This is a genomic window from Shouchella xiaoxiensis (genome assembly GCF_016907895.1).
Lineage (GTDB): Bacteria > Bacillota > Bacilli > Bacillales > Bacillaceae_D > Shouchella > Shouchella xiaoxiensis.
The window spans coordinates 137,264-151,383 of sequence record NZ_JAFBCV010000001.1 but is presented as its reverse complement, the minus strand read 5'-3'; the positions used below and the strand labels follow the sequence as shown (position 1 = coordinate 151,383).

The following is a 14,120-nucleotide window of genomic DNA, read 5'->3' as shown; positions in this document are numbered from 1 at the left end:
TATCATTGAATTGTTTCTGTTTGGACGTCCTACTTATCGTTCACTCCACCCTGATTAGCATACTTTTTTGTAAGGAGGGTACCTATTGTTTTTAGTGTTATCAATGGTTCAACAGCGGTTATGATTCCACTCTTACTTGCTTTTGGTATTGTCCCGATCATGCTTCTAGTCATTATCATTAAGAGCATCGTCGTTTTTGTCTTTAAGAAAACAGTCTAATATGCGTCTTCAATTTCATTTGATTACATCTTACAATAGAGTAAAACCAATTAAAGGAGAAAGCGGATGCTAGATTTGTTTCATTACAATTGGCAAGTGAGAGAAGACTGGTTTAACTGGTGTGAATCAGTAAACGTAGAAGAATTGAACAAGACGCGAACCGGAGGAATGGGCGGTATAGTGAAGAATCTGATTCACATCATTGATTGTGAACTGCTGTGGATGAATCATTTGCTTGGCGAAACAAATCGCTATCCTCAGAAAGAAACGATGACAAACTTAGACGAGGTCAAAGCCTATTCCGCATACACTAAGAAAATTACGGAAACCTTTTTGGAAAGGCAGAGCGGGGATTATCACAACAAAACCGTGACAATATCAGGCAAAAACGAAGAGTATACATTTACATATAAAAAAGTCCTTCAGCACATTGTGACCCATGAAGTCCACCATATTGGGCAGCTGTCCGTTTGGTCGCGGGAGATTGGGATTAATCCAGTGAACTGTGATTTATTGATTCGCTCATTTGCATAAAAGGTGATTAGCATGTCAGCCTGTGGCGCAACACATCTGATTGAAAGCGTGAGAGAAACCTAGGATTCTTATGGGCTAGTGGGAGTCTGGAGACTTTGTTGTGGTCGTTTTCCACACAGATTCCGTACCTTTGAAATCTGCGTGGTTCGAGTAGAACTCAACTTTTTGTCCAACTCTACATCATGACAAGGTTGCTGTATCTTTACGTGGGGGCAGACCAAACATGCGCGCGTACTCTCGGTTAAACTGGGAAGGGCTTTCGTATCCGACTACATAGGCTGCATCAGCTACTCCAATTGTTTCCGTCAGTAATAAGCGCCGGGCTTCGTGCAGTCTTAGTCGCTTCTGAAACTGAATCGGACTCATGGACGTCACCTCTTTAAACTGGCGATAAAGCGTGGCCGTACTGATATTGGCTTGCTTTGCTAGTTCATCGACCTTTAATGGCTCCCGGTAATTGACGGATACGTAATTGATGACCGTTTCAATCTGATTTGTTGGTGTTCCTTCCGTTGCAATCTTTTGCAGGACTTCTTTGTAGGGACCTTGCAACAGCTTATAAATTACTTCTTTTTTATAAAGTGGAGCAAGCATTCCAATGTCATCCGGACGTTCGACTAATTGAGCAAACCGAGCGACTGCATCAAGTAAAGATGAATCGAGCTGACTGACGAATATTCCACGTTCCACTTGTTTTGTAGCAGAATCAGTCTTAAGCTGACTTGTTTGGATGACCTCATATAATTCTGATGGGGTTATTTCTATTTTCAAGGCGAGATATGGTTGGTCTGCCGATGCCTTTATAACGCGTCCTACAACAGGCAGACGCATTGATGTAAACAAATAATCTTGTGGACTATATAGAAAGCGTTTTTCAGATAAACGCAGTTCTTTTTCTCCTTGGACAATGATACAAAGCGCCGGAGTTGTCATTCCATACTTTTGCTCGTCAGATGCCGTTTGTCGGCTGAAAAACAACGATGGAACGGGCGTTGCGATATTTCCATTTGTCAGGTGCTTTGCAGCAATTAATTGCTGGAGCACTTTTTTTTGATTCATACCAGTTTCTACATTCATGACAACACCTCTTTTATTGAGAGTATTAGGCAATTAGTTGATACGATTACGATACCATGTGTTCTTCTTTCTCTGCAATACTAGAATGAAGTCAGATGACCGTTGTGGAGGGAATACACTTGTTCGTTCGCTTTAAACAGCTTTTTCAAATTAATCATTTCGGCCTTTTTATAATCTGTATGTTGCTGATTGGCACAAGCGTGTCCATTACAATGCCTTACTTATCGCTCTACGCGACGAGCGAGCTTGGGATGAGCGTAACGGCGTTTGGTTTTTTGATTGCGACTAGTTCTCTCGCAGGTGTTGTCGCCAATACAATTATAGCCAATTATTCGGACAGCGGAATGGATCGAAAATGGCTAATTGTTGCCGCCGTTTTGTCTTCAGCTTGCGGTTATTCATCCTACCTTTTCTTTGATTCCTTTATTGGTCTATTGCTTGCGGTTAGCTTTTTTACTGGAATCGGGGCGGCCGCGATGCCGCAGCTGTTTGCCTATGCTCAAGAATCAGCAAATGACAGTCAGGTAAAAGACAAAACACTCGCTAAGTCACTGCTGCGCTCACTCTTTTCTTTAGGTTTTTTAATCGGGCCACTAATTGGCACCGTTCTGCTTGCTGCGTTTGATTACAGAGGTCTTTTTCTTGGCACAACGTTTATCTTTATCATTATCGGCATCCTTGTTACCGTATTGCTTCCAAGAAAAAAAATTCAGGCTAACGCCAAACCAGTGAAACGATTATCAATCCTCTCCTCGCCTGAGACGAGAAAGATGATTCTTCCGTTTCTTGCGTTTATCCTGTTGTTTTCTGTGAATGCCGTAAATACGATTAACACGCCGTTACTAATTATTCATGAGCTTGGTGGTACCTATGGTGATGTGGGGTTTATAGTCGCGCTCTGTGCAGGCTTAGAAATACCACTTATGCTGCTTTTTGGAGCGTTAAGCACACGCATCTCCAACCAGTCCCTGTTAAAACTTGGCTGTGCTGTTGGCGCGATTTACTTCATGATTCTCGGGCTCTCAACGGAAACATGGCATCTTGTTGGCGCTCAGATTTTTCAAGCGACATTTGTGGCAATTGTCATGGGGAATGGCTTAAGCTATTTCGCCGACCTTCTGCCTCAATCACCTGGCGTAGCAGCAACCATTTACGCTAACGCGACAACGCTTGGACGCTTAGGCGGCAATGTCGCAGGAGGGGCTGGAGCCGATTTACTGGGCTTCCGCTTTATTAATTGGTTCTGCTTACTCGTCACGCTAGCAGCACTCGTTCTAATGGCCAAAAAACCAGCGACTGCGGGTAAACAGAAAACGGCGCCAACCGAAGACACGGGTTAAGCAAGAAAAGGAACGTTCACCAAGTGGTGTACGTTCCTCTTAAAAAAAGCTCGCCTTTGCTTGAACAAGCTTTTGCTTAAACTGCGTCAGCACCGCCTGTCTATCTTGGTAATCTTGTTGGTCGCCATCTTCCCACAGGGCCAAGTCTGCTCCTTGCTCAATCAGATGCAATGCCTTCTTTTTTACCGAAGATGTTAATGCTTGATGGCGCATTTGCAGCGCCGCGAGGGAGATATATAAGATCGACTCATCTGCTTGCTTCGCTTGTTTATCATTGTAATCAGAAAGCTCCGCCCGCCAAGTGCTAAGTAGCTCCTTCGTTGCTTTTCGCGGGCTGGTGCCATCATCCATTAGATCATTCCATTCATCTTGAATATCGCAGGCCAAATCCTCTTCCCACAATCCCGTTCCCCAAGCACCCATGATTCATATCCCCTTCCACTTATTTTATAAATGCCGTTACAGCCTCTATCTCTTTCGAATAGTACCTTATCCTCTTTCCTTGCTTACGAGCATAGTCAATTTCTTTGCTCGTACTTTCCCCAATATACCCGTTGACATCAACCACAAAAATCTCATCGCTCATATCAATCTTCTTAAAGTGCATTTGTCCAAGCATCATTACTTTTTCTTTTGTTAAATGGAGTCCATCACTTTGCTCAAAAAAACCAACGCTTAAAACAATATGTCCGTTAAACGTTAGTGCGGCTTCCATTTCTAGAAATGCCTCTTTAAACTTGGTTGACCCGCACAATGTCGTTACGACCATTTTTATTCACCTCTACTTAATTATAAATCAATGAAGAGATAACAAACCCAATTACGATCGACAAATACATCAGAGGAACAGAAAGCAGCACATTCCTCGTAACAAGTCCTAAAATCAGGCCAATCAGCCAAACAAGGAGAATAATAAAGAAGAACGGTGCGACAAAGTAGCTATCCGTATAGTTCTCAGCAATCCCTCCCGCTGCAAAAAAGGTTGAAACGAAGAGTGCTAGAATCAAGCTTGGGATTGCATTTAGCACGATTATTTTCTGATTGCGTGTTTTCATTAAATTCACCTTTCTTTATCCTATCTTCTAGGTAAATTAATCGTATAATGGAAAGAAATAACTTTCAACTCATTTTTCCGAAAAGAGGCATAATTAGATGAAATGAATTGCTGGTGTAATCAGTCTTTCCTTTTCATTTGTCCTATTTACTTATTTACTTGGCGTCGCTCAGAACTATTCTTTGTTGTTTTCTACTGGGTTGCTGTTGTTTCCTCTTATATTACTTGCGATTGCCTGTTATCTTTTCTATCAGTATTACAAAGAAGAGAGTAAGAAGTAACGTTTACACTTAATAGGAATAGGCAAGAAACAGCAAGGATTTGACATAGAAAAGAGATTGAAAAACTGTAAACTTAAAGGAGCTTAGACAGAAAGGGAGAGTGCATATGGAACATATTACATTAAACAATGGAGTCAGGATGCCCATACTTGGTTTTGGTGTTTTTCAAATACAAGATGCCGATGAATGTAAAACAGCGGTTGTTAACGCATTAGATTCAGGCTACCGTCTAATTGACACCGCCGCTTCTTACATGAATGAACAAGCTGTTGGTGAGGCGCTTAGACAAAGCGACATTCCTCGCGATGAATTGTTTATTACAACAAAGCTCTGGGTTCAAGACAGTGGATATGAAAAGACCAAACAAGCATTTGCTCGTTCGCTCGAACGTCTGCAGCTTGATTATTTGGATTTGTATCTGATTCATCAGCCATTTGGTGATGTCTACGGTTCGTGGAGAGCGATGGAAGAATTGTATGAAGAGGGAAAAATAAGAGCAATTGGCGTTAGTAATTTCCAGCCTGATCGCTTGGTTGATTTAATTACGCATAACCGCGTCACTCCTGCGGTTAATCAAGTTGAAACACATGTCTTTTGCCAACAACTCGAAAGCCAGGCGATCATGCAGGAGCATCACGTGCAGATTCAATCTTGGGGACCCTTTGCTGAAGGTAAAAATAATATGTTCCACAACGACGTTCTGCTAGGTTTAGGAGAAAAACATAAAAAAACACCCGCACAGATCATCCTGCGTTGGTTACGACAGCGCGATGTTGTTGCCATTCCAAAATCGGTTCACCTCAATCGAATGGAAGAAAACATAGCAATCTTTGACTTCGATTTAACGGAAGAAGATATGAAGGAAATCCAATCACTCGATACAAACGAAAGCTTATTTTTTTCTCATCGCGATCCGAAAATGGTCAAGGCGATTGGTACAAATAGAAGAGATATTTAAGTAGCAGCCATCAAGCAAATCAGCTTGATGGCCTTTTTTTCTTCACCAACCACTCAACACTTTCCGTTTGAAATCTGCAAGTTCAACACGCTTCAATTCATACGTCATCAAGCTTTTATCATTAAGAATATAGTTTAAGAAAAAGAGACAGAAATACGATTGCTTGAGCTCAGGCTGATAATCCATGCCAAACAAATTGAAAATCCGCTCAAGCTGACTATCAAACTGACCATTGATATAGGAGTCGTAAAAGCTGGTATCCTGATGAACATCAAGCTCATTCCAGATAAGCTTAAAGAAATCGTAAAAGAAGATGTACTCAGCAGATTCGTCCCAATCGATGTACCACAACCCCTCACTTCCTAGCAGCAGATTATCTGTCCACAAGTCGCCATGCAGCTTTAGAAATGGAAACTTCACATCAAATAAGGCACGATCAATTTCAGTGACAATCTGCTGATAATCTTGCAAATAAAGCGCATGTGGACTCGTTTGAAGCAGCTCGTTCATCGTTCGGTACGTTACCTTTGACTGATGCTTCATCTCGGTAAAATAACGAGTATAATCCTCATAAATTGTGCTCAGGATGAACGAATGATCCTGCGCTTTTTTTGGTCTAAACGGGACAAACTCTTCTACGAGCAAAAGAGCCTTATCATCTTGTTGAAGCAGTTTTGGCGTCCGAAAATGAGGAGCGAAATGCGCTTGATTGTTGATTTTTCTCGAGTAATTTTCTTTATTGGCACAAAGAATAAGCGTTTCCGTTTCTGAGAATAGTTTTATGTCGCCATTGCTGCAATACCAGAGAATTGTCCCAGTAAACAGCTTGGGACGATCGTCATTTATATGTATAGATTGTGTGTCTGGTTCAAAACTGGATAGAATCGGACTTTCTTTCATCGTCTCTTTATACATCACCCTGAGGTCTGTGCTGAATCGATAGCTTCCATTTTCCAAGTAACTGCCTAGCTCTAGCACCTTTGCTCTTTTCGCTTCAAAATCTTGCATTTATTTATCCCCACCACCTACGTAATCGGTCTGCAAAATCCCCCAAATCGCGCAGTCTTTATACTGACCTTTTGAATTGCGGATCATATCGCGGACAACCCCCTCCTGCTGCATGCCTGCTTTTTTTAACACCTTGCCGGAAGCTAGGTTATCGGTATTATGAGCTGCTTCAATTTTGTGGACATTCATTTGCTCAAAACCGTATGAAACGACTGCTTTTAGTGCCTCGGTACAGTAGCCTCTGCTCCACCACTTAAAGCCAATCGAATAGCCAACTGCGCAATTCGATGTCATCTTCCCAAAATCGTATAAGTCGATTTCACCAATCAGCTCGCCCGTCCCTTTTAACGTGATTGCCCAATAACAGAAGTCCTCATTTTGATAGGATGAGAGAATCGTAGCAACACGCTGTTCCGTTTCAGCAATCGACTTATGAGCGCCATTGACGCGGTTATCCGTCACCCGTTCATCGGAGATCCAGTTCGCGAACACACTGCTGACATCTTCATGGGTAAATCGTCTTAACAACAGACGCCCCGTATGTAGGAGCGGGGTGCCGTTAAACAAAATCTTCCCTTGTTTGATTGTATCAAGATGCACCAATGTTCGCTCTTTTAAACTCCGATATTGTTGTTCAGTTGTATCAGTCCAGGCCTCTTCTCGGCTTGACGGCGTATCGCTATAATCCAGCTTTATTTGAAACTGAGATTTGCTCAGATCATACCGTTTCTGCTCAATTCGATTATAATAATGCCAGCCATCTGTCAGCTTCGTTTTGTAAATATCCCCACCTAACAGCTCTTGCACAACAATCGCTGTCACACCACACTGGCCACGTGCTGGATTGGCTTCAGTCCACTTTGAGCTTGACTGACTTGACCATGCCTGCGAGACGGCCTGTGAAACTTGAAAACTAGTTAATTTATTCATTCGCCACATCCTCCGCATACCCTATTTCCTTAGAAAAATAGTCGTTCAAATACGCCCGAGAATAAAATAATTGAAAACAGAAGGACGATAAATCCAAGCTGATACAACGTAAACTTGTAATCATTTTCATTTTCGGCATACTTTTTTTCAAATACGGCTCTGGCTATTTCAAGTACGATGATAAAGATGATTATTAAGACACCAGGTTGGACTGGCCAGCCTGGTATTGAAACAGTAATAAATACGTTCACGAAAACAGAGACGATAAACGTAATCCGTATGGTCCAGTCAACTTTTTTATGTTTCTCCGTGATATGGTTGTACGAAAATAGCGGCTTTTTTTCCACCTTTAACAGCTTCCGTGTCACCCAATTAAAGATCCATAATAACAACAGGAAAACGAGCATTATAAGCAAAAAAGGTCCCCAGAAGTTCTGTTCAGAAACGTACATCTTCATCTCCTCCTTTTTGAAAAAAGCGCAAAAACCAAATTACCCCTTTTGCGCTCACACATCAGGGGCCATTTTTATAATAGCAATACGCCATTAATCTCTTGGCATCGTATACGTAATCGAAAAGCGATCGCTTTCGGCAAGCGTGCGGTAGATTTCTTCCACGATGCTCTCTGCTCTTTCTTTCGAGTCATATTTACCGAGCAGTTTACCCCATTCATTTAATCCTGTTGTGCCAATTCCTTGAATCTTCTTTCCGCTAATCGTTACTTCAGTTACGCTAATAACGCTCTGTTTTGTTTTGCGTAATAATCCACAACATTTGCTTGTCATCCTTTCAGAAAAACCAAATTTAAGATTCCGAGAACAATGCTAAGACTCGCAATAATCATTGCTCCTTTGTACCATTTTCCGAGCTTTGTTCCTCGGTTAAGTAAATAGAGGTTGCTCATTGATAAAGTTAGGGTAATGCCCAGTAATAATGGAAATAGCTCTTGCTGACCAGTGAAGCCCGCCCAAATCAACACGGACATTACCAGTATCGTTAAGAGCAACAAACTCACTTGCAGTACAGTCGTTCCTTCTTTATTTCCCTTTGTCTGTTCCATTCCCGCTTCCCCACCTTCTCAATCCTTACCTCCATTTACGGGACTACGCTCAATAAGTTTCACTATACTAGTGCTCGACATGGTAATGAAGCTCAACAAATTGGTTAAACGTCTGAACGCCTTGCAAACGCAAATTCAATTGCGAATCTCTTTGTAAAAATAACGGGATACCTGCGCCAATAAGTTTTGGAGCGATCGTTACAATGATTTCATCAAGCAAGCCTGCTTGAATAAAGCTTGCAATTAGCTCGCCGCCACCAACAAGCCATATTTTCTGACCTTCCTCTTGTTTCAACTGCTTTACAAATGAGGCCGGATCTTCCGTAATAAACTGTGAATGGCCACTGTTTTCTCTTGGCGTGCGCGTAAAAACATAGCTCAGCCGATCGCTGTATGGCTCGTCCGCACTATCGTCCTGTTCCTTAATCCAGTCATACGTTTTTCGACCCATGATGACGGTATCGGTTGTATCATAAAATGCCGCTATGCCATTATCTCCTTCTCCTTCTACTTCAAACAACCATTCCAGTGACTCTTCTTTTGTGGCAATATAACCATCCAAACTTGTTGCGATAAATAAGACAACCTTTCGTTCATTTTGCATGTGAACACCTCTTTTTTTAAGATACAATCAGTATACATGTGAAATATGACATCCTCTGTCCTATTAATCGGCTATTATTTAGGAAAGAATACAGAAATGAGGTGAACAAATGCGAGCAGAACGATTGCTACAAATTATCATCCGCTTACAAAATAGCGAACGGCTCACAGCAGAACAGCTGGCGACCGAACTACACGTATCCGTTCGAACGATTTTACGTGATATGGATGCACTTAGCCTAGTCGGCATCCCTGTTTATTCAGCTCGTGGAAAGCATGGTGGTTGGTCCTTGTTAGAAGGTTTCAGTAAACAACTAGCCTATCTCAAGCCAGAGGAACTCCAGTCGCTTTTAGCGTTGCCCCATGATCAAGTAATGCATGATTTAGGGATACCAAAAGAAGCAGAGTATGTCCGCGAAAAGCTCCTTAACGCTCTACCCCATGCCGCGATCGAGCAGACAAAAGTTATTTGGGAACGGATCTATATCGACACAGGAACATGGCGTGAGACAGCGATTCAGGACCAACCTTATTTCGACGTAATTCAAGATGCCGTTTTTACAAACTGTAAATTAAAGATCCATTACGTTGGCCATGATCAGCAAAAAAAGGAACGAACCCTTGAACCACTGGGTCTTGTTGTGAAGCAAAAAAACTGGTACCTCATCGCTATGAGAGACGGAGAGATTCGCAACTACCGGCTGTCGCGAATTGTCTTTGCTGAAATCTTGGAAGACACATTTGTCCGACCGCTTCACTTTCAGCTGAAAGACTACTGGCTTCAGTCAAAAACGGATTTCATCAAGCGTCTGCCCCGCTACGACGTACAGGTACGAATCGCAAATACCAGCTTACACCGACTAACGTACCAGCCGATCTTTATTCATGACTATTCCATTAAAGAGAATGAAGGAGTCGCGTCCCTTCTCGATCTTACGTTTCAGTCAAAGCAGGAAGCAGTTGAATGGATTCTTGGTTTTAACAGTGAGGTAGAAATCATTGAGCCTAAGGAGGTCAAGGTAGCTGTTCTTAATGCAGCCAAGCGAATTGTTGCCCTTTATGAAGAGAAAGACAAATAGAGCGGCGCTTCTTCGCGCCGCTCTATTTTCCTTATTTAGACTCACTAACTTGAACAAGCTGTTTTCCGATATTCTCTCCTTTAAACAAGCCGAGAAATGCATCTGGCACTTTATCTAAGCCTTGATGAATCGTCTCTTCAAACGTGAGCTCGCCGGACTGAACAATTCCTGACAGTTCAGCGTAGGCATCACGGTAATGATCACGGAAATCGCCAACTAGAAAGCCTTGCATTTTCACGCGGGACTTCACAAGAAAGCCTTGCACACGTGCGCCGATATCCTGCTCACCTTGTTCCAAATTATAAGCGGAAATCGCTCCACACACAGGCACGCGGGCAAATGTATTTAACAGCGGCCATACTTGATCGGATACGTCACCGCCGACATTTTCAAAATAGACATCGATCCCGTCCGGACAAGCTTCTTTCAATGCAGACGCAAATGATTCATCCTTATAATTGACGGCTTCATCGAAACCGAGCGACTTGATGTAGTCTTCTTTTTCTTTCGACCCAACGATCCCAACAACTCTTGCGCCTTTGCGCTTAGCGAGCTGACCGGCAATGGAACCAACCGCACCTGCCGCACCAGAGACAACAACGGTTTCTCCTTTTTGCGGTTCCCCGATATGATACATGCCGAAATACGCAGTTAATCCAGGCATGCCTAAAACGCCGAGTGCGGTTGATGGCGATGCGCCGTGTAAGTTCAATTTACGCACGCTCTCAGCAGAAACGGTATTGTATTCTTGCCAATCAAGCGCTCCTGTAACAACGTCGCCAACAGCGAGTTGATCCGATTCACTTTTAACGACTTCAGCCACAATTCCACCGTTTAGCGGCTTACCTACTTCAAACGGTTCCACATAGGACTTCGCATCACTCATACGACCACGCATATACGGATCGACTGATAAGTAGAGGGTTTTTACCGAAACCTCACCTTGCTTCGGTTCTTCTATTTCAACTTCCTTAAAATCAAACGTTTCCGTAGTTGGCCAGCCATCAGGGCGGCTCTTTAACTGAATTTGCTGTTGATTCATAGATAAACATCCTCCTTTTATCTTCATGGCTCTATTCCTCATTTGCATTGGTGTTAAACAATGCAAATTGGCATTAGCTCTTCAACATGTATCGGTTTCCCAAAAATGATTGAAATGAACTCGTTTCGTTCAAACAGAAGATTGTTAACTTTTACTTGGGTAATAATTGTAGTAAACAAATTGATAAACACGTGATGGCAATTCTGCTAGAGGCAAACCTTATCTATGGGCAAGCTACCTAGTTCTTATCGAATATAAAGGGTGCAAATCAATTGAGTTTATAACGATTACATGGCATTTTTAATTAGAGATTACGTTTTCTTCGATTATTATGGAGGAAACATGTATTTGTTTTGTATAGATGTTGGAACAAAAAAGGAGAATTCAAATGAACATTACGATTAGACCAGAAGTTCAATCTGACTATAATTATACCGAGAGCCTCATTAAACAAGCCTTTCAAAATGAAGAACAAAGCGACCAGCAAGAACATTTTCTAGTTCATAAGATTAGGAAATCAGAAGCCTTCGTTCCTCAGCTTTCACTTGTCGCCTTAACTCAAACTGAGGAAATTGTCGGTCATATTTTATTGTCTAAAATAAAAATTAGTGACGGTACTAATGAAGCCGATTCTCTAGCGCTTGCACCTGTTTCGGTTGCACCTGAGTACCAAGGTAAAGGAATCGGAAGTAAATTAATCCACGCCGCCTTAAAGCGAGCGAAAGAGCTTGATTACGATTCAGTCATTATATTGGGACACAAAGATTACTATCCTAAGTTTGGTTTTAAACCAGCAAGCCTATGGACGATCCAAGCTCCATTTGAAGTTCCTGATGAGGCATTTATGGCGCTTGAATTAACGCCGAACTCCCTTAAAAACATAAAAGGTGTCGTACACTACTCAGAAGCATTTTTGTCATAAGAAAGGAAGAAGCGCGAGACGATGTCTGAGCGCTTCTTCCTTTCTCATCTTTAGTAATGAACTTAGCTGTTTAAGTTTTTTTTATGGGAGTAGATCTCTGATAATTAATAACCATTCGTGCTAAACATTATCATTTCTTTTTCGACATCATACGTTGCTGTTCTTGTGGCTACTCCATTCCCGTGAACAGATGCAAACAAATTAAATTATCTATAACTCACTCTTTCATTAATCCACAACAAACAAAAAGCAACCAGCCTCGCTGGTTGCTTTCTCTTTTATTTCAAAATAAGCGTCGGTCCTCCGCCCGTAAACTGCACGAGATTTGCAGGAAAACCGGCAGTGGTTGTTGCCTGAATGCGAAACTGGATCGTTGATTCCTGTTTAATCGCTTCGAGGGCCGCTGCCGAGAGCGTAAATTCAACATAGGACGTATTCGCTGAAAAAGTAGCTCTGTTTATGGCTGGAAGAGCAGCGCGGGCATTAAAATCGTTTCGTTCTAGCTGAAGGGAGCTGCCAAAGTAGCCAGGTGCGGCATCAACAACAAGAGCGGAAATGGTCCCTTGTTGTGAGGCAACCGGCAGTCTCAATATCGCTGTTGAACTGGAATTCGAAGCCGTTATATCTGCGACTGAAAAAGAGACAATCGTCCGATACGTGTCAGTATTATACATGCCTTTATCACCGACTTTTAAGTCCCCACCGATGCCGTCAGCGGCGAGCCTGCCAATAAAACCTGAATGGGTTCGGTCCAGTTCAATTGACTGCTCTTCACCGCCCTCACCGCTGCGAACTTGATAGACTTCTGTCATCACAGTGCCCTCGATCCCCTCACTTGAGATGCCGATACATTTCAGCGTCGTTGTTTGGTCAAAAGTAAAAGGCGTTGAATAGAGTGGTGAAGCACTTGTTGGTTGACTTCCATCAATCGTACAGCGTATGTCAGCGGAATGTGTGCTTGTTAGCGCAACCGTCACTCGATCAACAAACGATCCACCGGCAGGATTCGCCGTTACCGTTGGTGCATCTGGTTCAGGTTCTGGGGTGCCTTCGTCCTGGGAAAAGAAAGCCCACATCATCTCACTTGCATTCGGTCCGTTTGGATCGGTGTAGGTTCCTTGCGTACTTCCACCTGACCAAGCATGCCCCATACCGGTTACCAAAATCTTTCGCAAAACTTCTTTGTTCGTTTCTTGATTCGTGTACACTTTCTCTGTGTACGCTCTACCGCCTGGAACTTGGCGGTCAAAGCGCTCACTTGCTCGATCGGTGATCACGCCTTTACCACCTAAAACGAGGTCGTTGGTTTTTGCCCACTGGCTTAGAGCTTGATTGCCATTAATGACGTTTACCGTGTAATCAGCGGTGCCGTGAAAGACGATCGTTGGCACAACTTGGGCATAGCTTCCCATCGCTTCAAAGGCCAACCGCCCTTGCCTTGCCGGGTCCGGTCCTCCGCTCTGCATCGCCGTCAGTGCTTCCAGCTGCGTTGTACCGGCTTTATACTCTAAGCCTGAAGCGATACCAATGCCTTTGAATAAATCAGGATACGTTGCGCCCATCACACCGGCCATCGCCCCGCCTGCTGAAAGTCCACCGACATAGACTTGATCTCGATTAACCGCTTTTTGGCTAATTACCTGCTCAACAAGGCCAGCGAGCACGGCTGGTTCACCTCGACCTCTTGCTTGATGAGCTGACTCAAACCATTTCCAACAACGTTGAATGTCGGCAGAACTACTTTGTTCCGGATAGAGCACCCGAAACCCTTCACGGTCAGCCACAGCATTCATTTGTGTTCCTGCGGCAAACTGAGTCGCATCTTGCGTGCACCCGTGCAGCATGACCACAAGCGGTTTGTTTTGCTCGTTCACGATTGAATCCGGTGTATAAAGCTTGTAGCTTTTTCCTCCGAACGATCCGGATTCCGTTGTACCAGCCTCTGCAATTTGTGGAATAAACAATAAAACGAGCAACATCATCATACTTGCGAGCACTCGAGCCATTTATGTT

Annotated in this window: 16 protein-coding genes and 2 pseudogenes; 5 read left to right on the top strand and 13 right to left on the bottom strand. The window is 43.1% G+C overall.

Features of this window, described 5'->3' with window-relative positions:
* Nucleotides 1-285 precede the first annotated feature (285 nt).
* On the top strand, nt 286-753 hold the full coding sequence (locus JOC54_RS00700) for a DinB family protein (protein ID WP_204463649.1): 468 nt from the start codon (nt 286-288) through the stop codon (nt 751-753).
* A 180-nt stretch (nt 754-933) separates the two neighbouring features.
* On the opposite strand, the gene JOC54_RS00695 is transcribed toward JOC54_RS00700, so the two are convergent.
* A complete protein-coding gene (locus tag JOC54_RS00695) occupies nt 934-1,830 on the bottom strand; it encodes an AraC family transcriptional regulator (RefSeq protein ID WP_204463647.1) in 897 nt (298 codons plus the stop codon).
* A 119-nt stretch (nt 1,831-1,949) separates the two neighbouring features.
* Here JOC54_RS00695 and JOC54_RS00690 point away from each other — a divergent pair, with 119 nt between their 5' ends.
* Nucleotides 1,950-3,170: a sugar efflux transporter gene (locus JOC54_RS00690; protein ID WP_204463645.1), complete on the top strand. Its 1,221-nt coding sequence runs from the start codon at nt 1,950-1,952 to the stop codon at nt 3,168-3,170.
* Nucleotides 3,171-3,209: 39 nt separating this feature from the next.
* Here JOC54_RS00690 and JOC54_RS00685 read toward each other — a convergent pair whose 3' ends face one another.
* Genes JOC54_RS00685 through JOC54_RS00675 form a run of 3 tightly spaced genes read right to left on the bottom strand, consistent with a single transcriptional unit; the run spans nt 3,210 to nt 4,225 of the window.
* Complete coding sequence (locus tag JOC54_RS00685) at nt 3,210-3,593, bottom strand: MarR family transcriptional regulator (RefSeq protein WP_204463643.1); 384 nt, start codon at nt 3,591-3,593, stop codon at nt 3,210-3,212.
* 19 nt (nt 3,594-3,612) lie between these two features.
* Nucleotides 3,613-3,939, bottom strand: coding sequence for a TIR domain-containing protein (locus JOC54_RS00680; RefSeq protein ID WP_204463640.1), 327 nt, complete (start codon nt 3,937-3,939; stop codon nt 3,613-3,615).
* Between the two features lie 16 nt (nt 3,940-3,955).
* The gene (locus tag JOC54_RS00675; RefSeq protein WP_204463638.1) at nt 3,956-4,225 is read right to left on the bottom strand and encodes a hypothetical protein; all 270 of its coding nucleotides are present in this window, start codon (nt 4,223-4,225) and stop codon (nt 3,956-3,958) included.
* Nucleotides 4,226-4,611: 386 nt separating this feature from the next.
* Here JOC54_RS00675 and JOC54_RS00670 point away from each other — a divergent pair, with 386 nt between their 5' ends.
* Nucleotides 4,612-5,463: an aldo/keto reductase gene (locus JOC54_RS00670; RefSeq protein ID WP_204463637.1), complete on the top strand. Its 852-nt coding sequence runs from the start codon at nt 4,612-4,614 to the stop codon at nt 5,461-5,463.
* A gap of 42 nt (nt 5,464-5,505) precedes the next feature.
* Here the strand turns inward: JOC54_RS00670 and JOC54_RS00665 are convergent, their stop codons facing one another.
* From JOC54_RS00665 to JOC54_RS00635, 7 genes and pseudogenes are all read right to left on the bottom strand, one after another.
* Nucleotides 5,506-6,471, bottom strand: coding sequence for a phosphotransferase (locus JOC54_RS00665; RefSeq protein ID WP_204463634.1), 966 nt, complete (start codon nt 6,469-6,471; stop codon nt 5,506-5,508).
* Nucleotides 6,472-6,993: pseudogene (locus tag JOC54_RS00660) on the bottom strand (GNAT family N-acetyltransferase); the annotation flags it as partial.
* Between the two features lie 81 nt (nt 6,994-7,074).
* A pseudogene (locus JOC54_RS00655) lies at nt 7,075-7,401 on the bottom strand (YunG family protein); the annotation flags it as partial.
* A 29-nt stretch (nt 7,402-7,430) separates the two neighbouring features.
* A complete protein-coding gene (locus JOC54_RS00650) occupies nt 7,431-7,853 on the bottom strand; it encodes a DUF4181 domain-containing protein (RefSeq protein ID WP_204463632.1) in 423 nt (140 codons plus the stop codon).
* 93 nt (nt 7,854-7,946) lie between these two features.
* The gene (locus tag JOC54_RS00645) at nt 7,947-8,186 is read right to left on the bottom strand and encodes a hypothetical protein (protein ID WP_239586515.1); all 240 of its coding nucleotides are present in this window, start codon (nt 8,184-8,186) and stop codon (nt 7,947-7,949) included.
* On the bottom strand, nt 8,183-8,461 hold the full coding sequence (locus JOC54_RS00640) for a hypothetical protein (RefSeq protein WP_204463629.1): 279 nt from the start codon (nt 8,459-8,461) through the stop codon (nt 8,183-8,185). The genes JOC54_RS00645 and JOC54_RS00640 overlap by 4 nt, the downstream gene beginning before the upstream one ends.
* Nucleotides 8,462-8,528: 67 nt before the next feature.
* Nucleotides 8,529-9,065, bottom strand: a complete 537-nt coding sequence (locus JOC54_RS00635) for a dihydrofolate reductase family protein (protein ID WP_204463627.1) — start codon at nt 9,063-9,065, stop codon at nt 8,529-8,531.
* A 109-nt stretch (nt 9,066-9,174) separates the two neighbouring features.
* On the opposite strand from JOC54_RS00635, the gene JOC54_RS00630 reads away from it, so the two are divergent.
* Entirely contained in the window at nt 9,175-10,143 is a 969-nt protein-coding gene (locus JOC54_RS00630) for a helix-turn-helix transcriptional regulator (RefSeq protein WP_204463626.1), read from the top strand.
* Nucleotides 10,144-10,174: 31 nt separating this feature from the next.
* Here JOC54_RS00630 and JOC54_RS00625 read toward each other — a convergent pair whose 3' ends face one another.
* Nucleotides 10,175-11,185: an NADP-dependent oxidoreductase gene (locus JOC54_RS00625; RefSeq protein ID WP_204463625.1), complete on the bottom strand. Its 1,011-nt coding sequence runs from the start codon at nt 11,183-11,185 to the stop codon at nt 10,175-10,177.
* A 388-nt stretch (nt 11,186-11,573) separates the two neighbouring features.
* Here JOC54_RS00625 and JOC54_RS00620 point away from each other — a divergent pair, with 388 nt between their 5' ends.
* Nucleotides 11,574-12,107 (top strand): GNAT family N-acetyltransferase, encoded by a 534-nt coding sequence (locus JOC54_RS00620; protein WP_204463624.1) that lies wholly within the window; start codon nt 11,574-11,576, stop codon nt 12,105-12,107.
* A 278-nt stretch (nt 12,108-12,385) separates the two neighbouring features.
* Here the strand turns inward: JOC54_RS00620 and JOC54_RS00615 are convergent, their stop codons facing one another.
* Entirely contained in the window at nt 12,386-14,113 is a 1,728-nt protein-coding gene (locus tag JOC54_RS00615; protein ID WP_204463621.1) for an extracellular catalytic domain type 1 short-chain-length polyhydroxyalkanoate depolymerase, read from the bottom strand.
* Nucleotides 14,114-14,120: the final 7 nt, after the last annotated feature.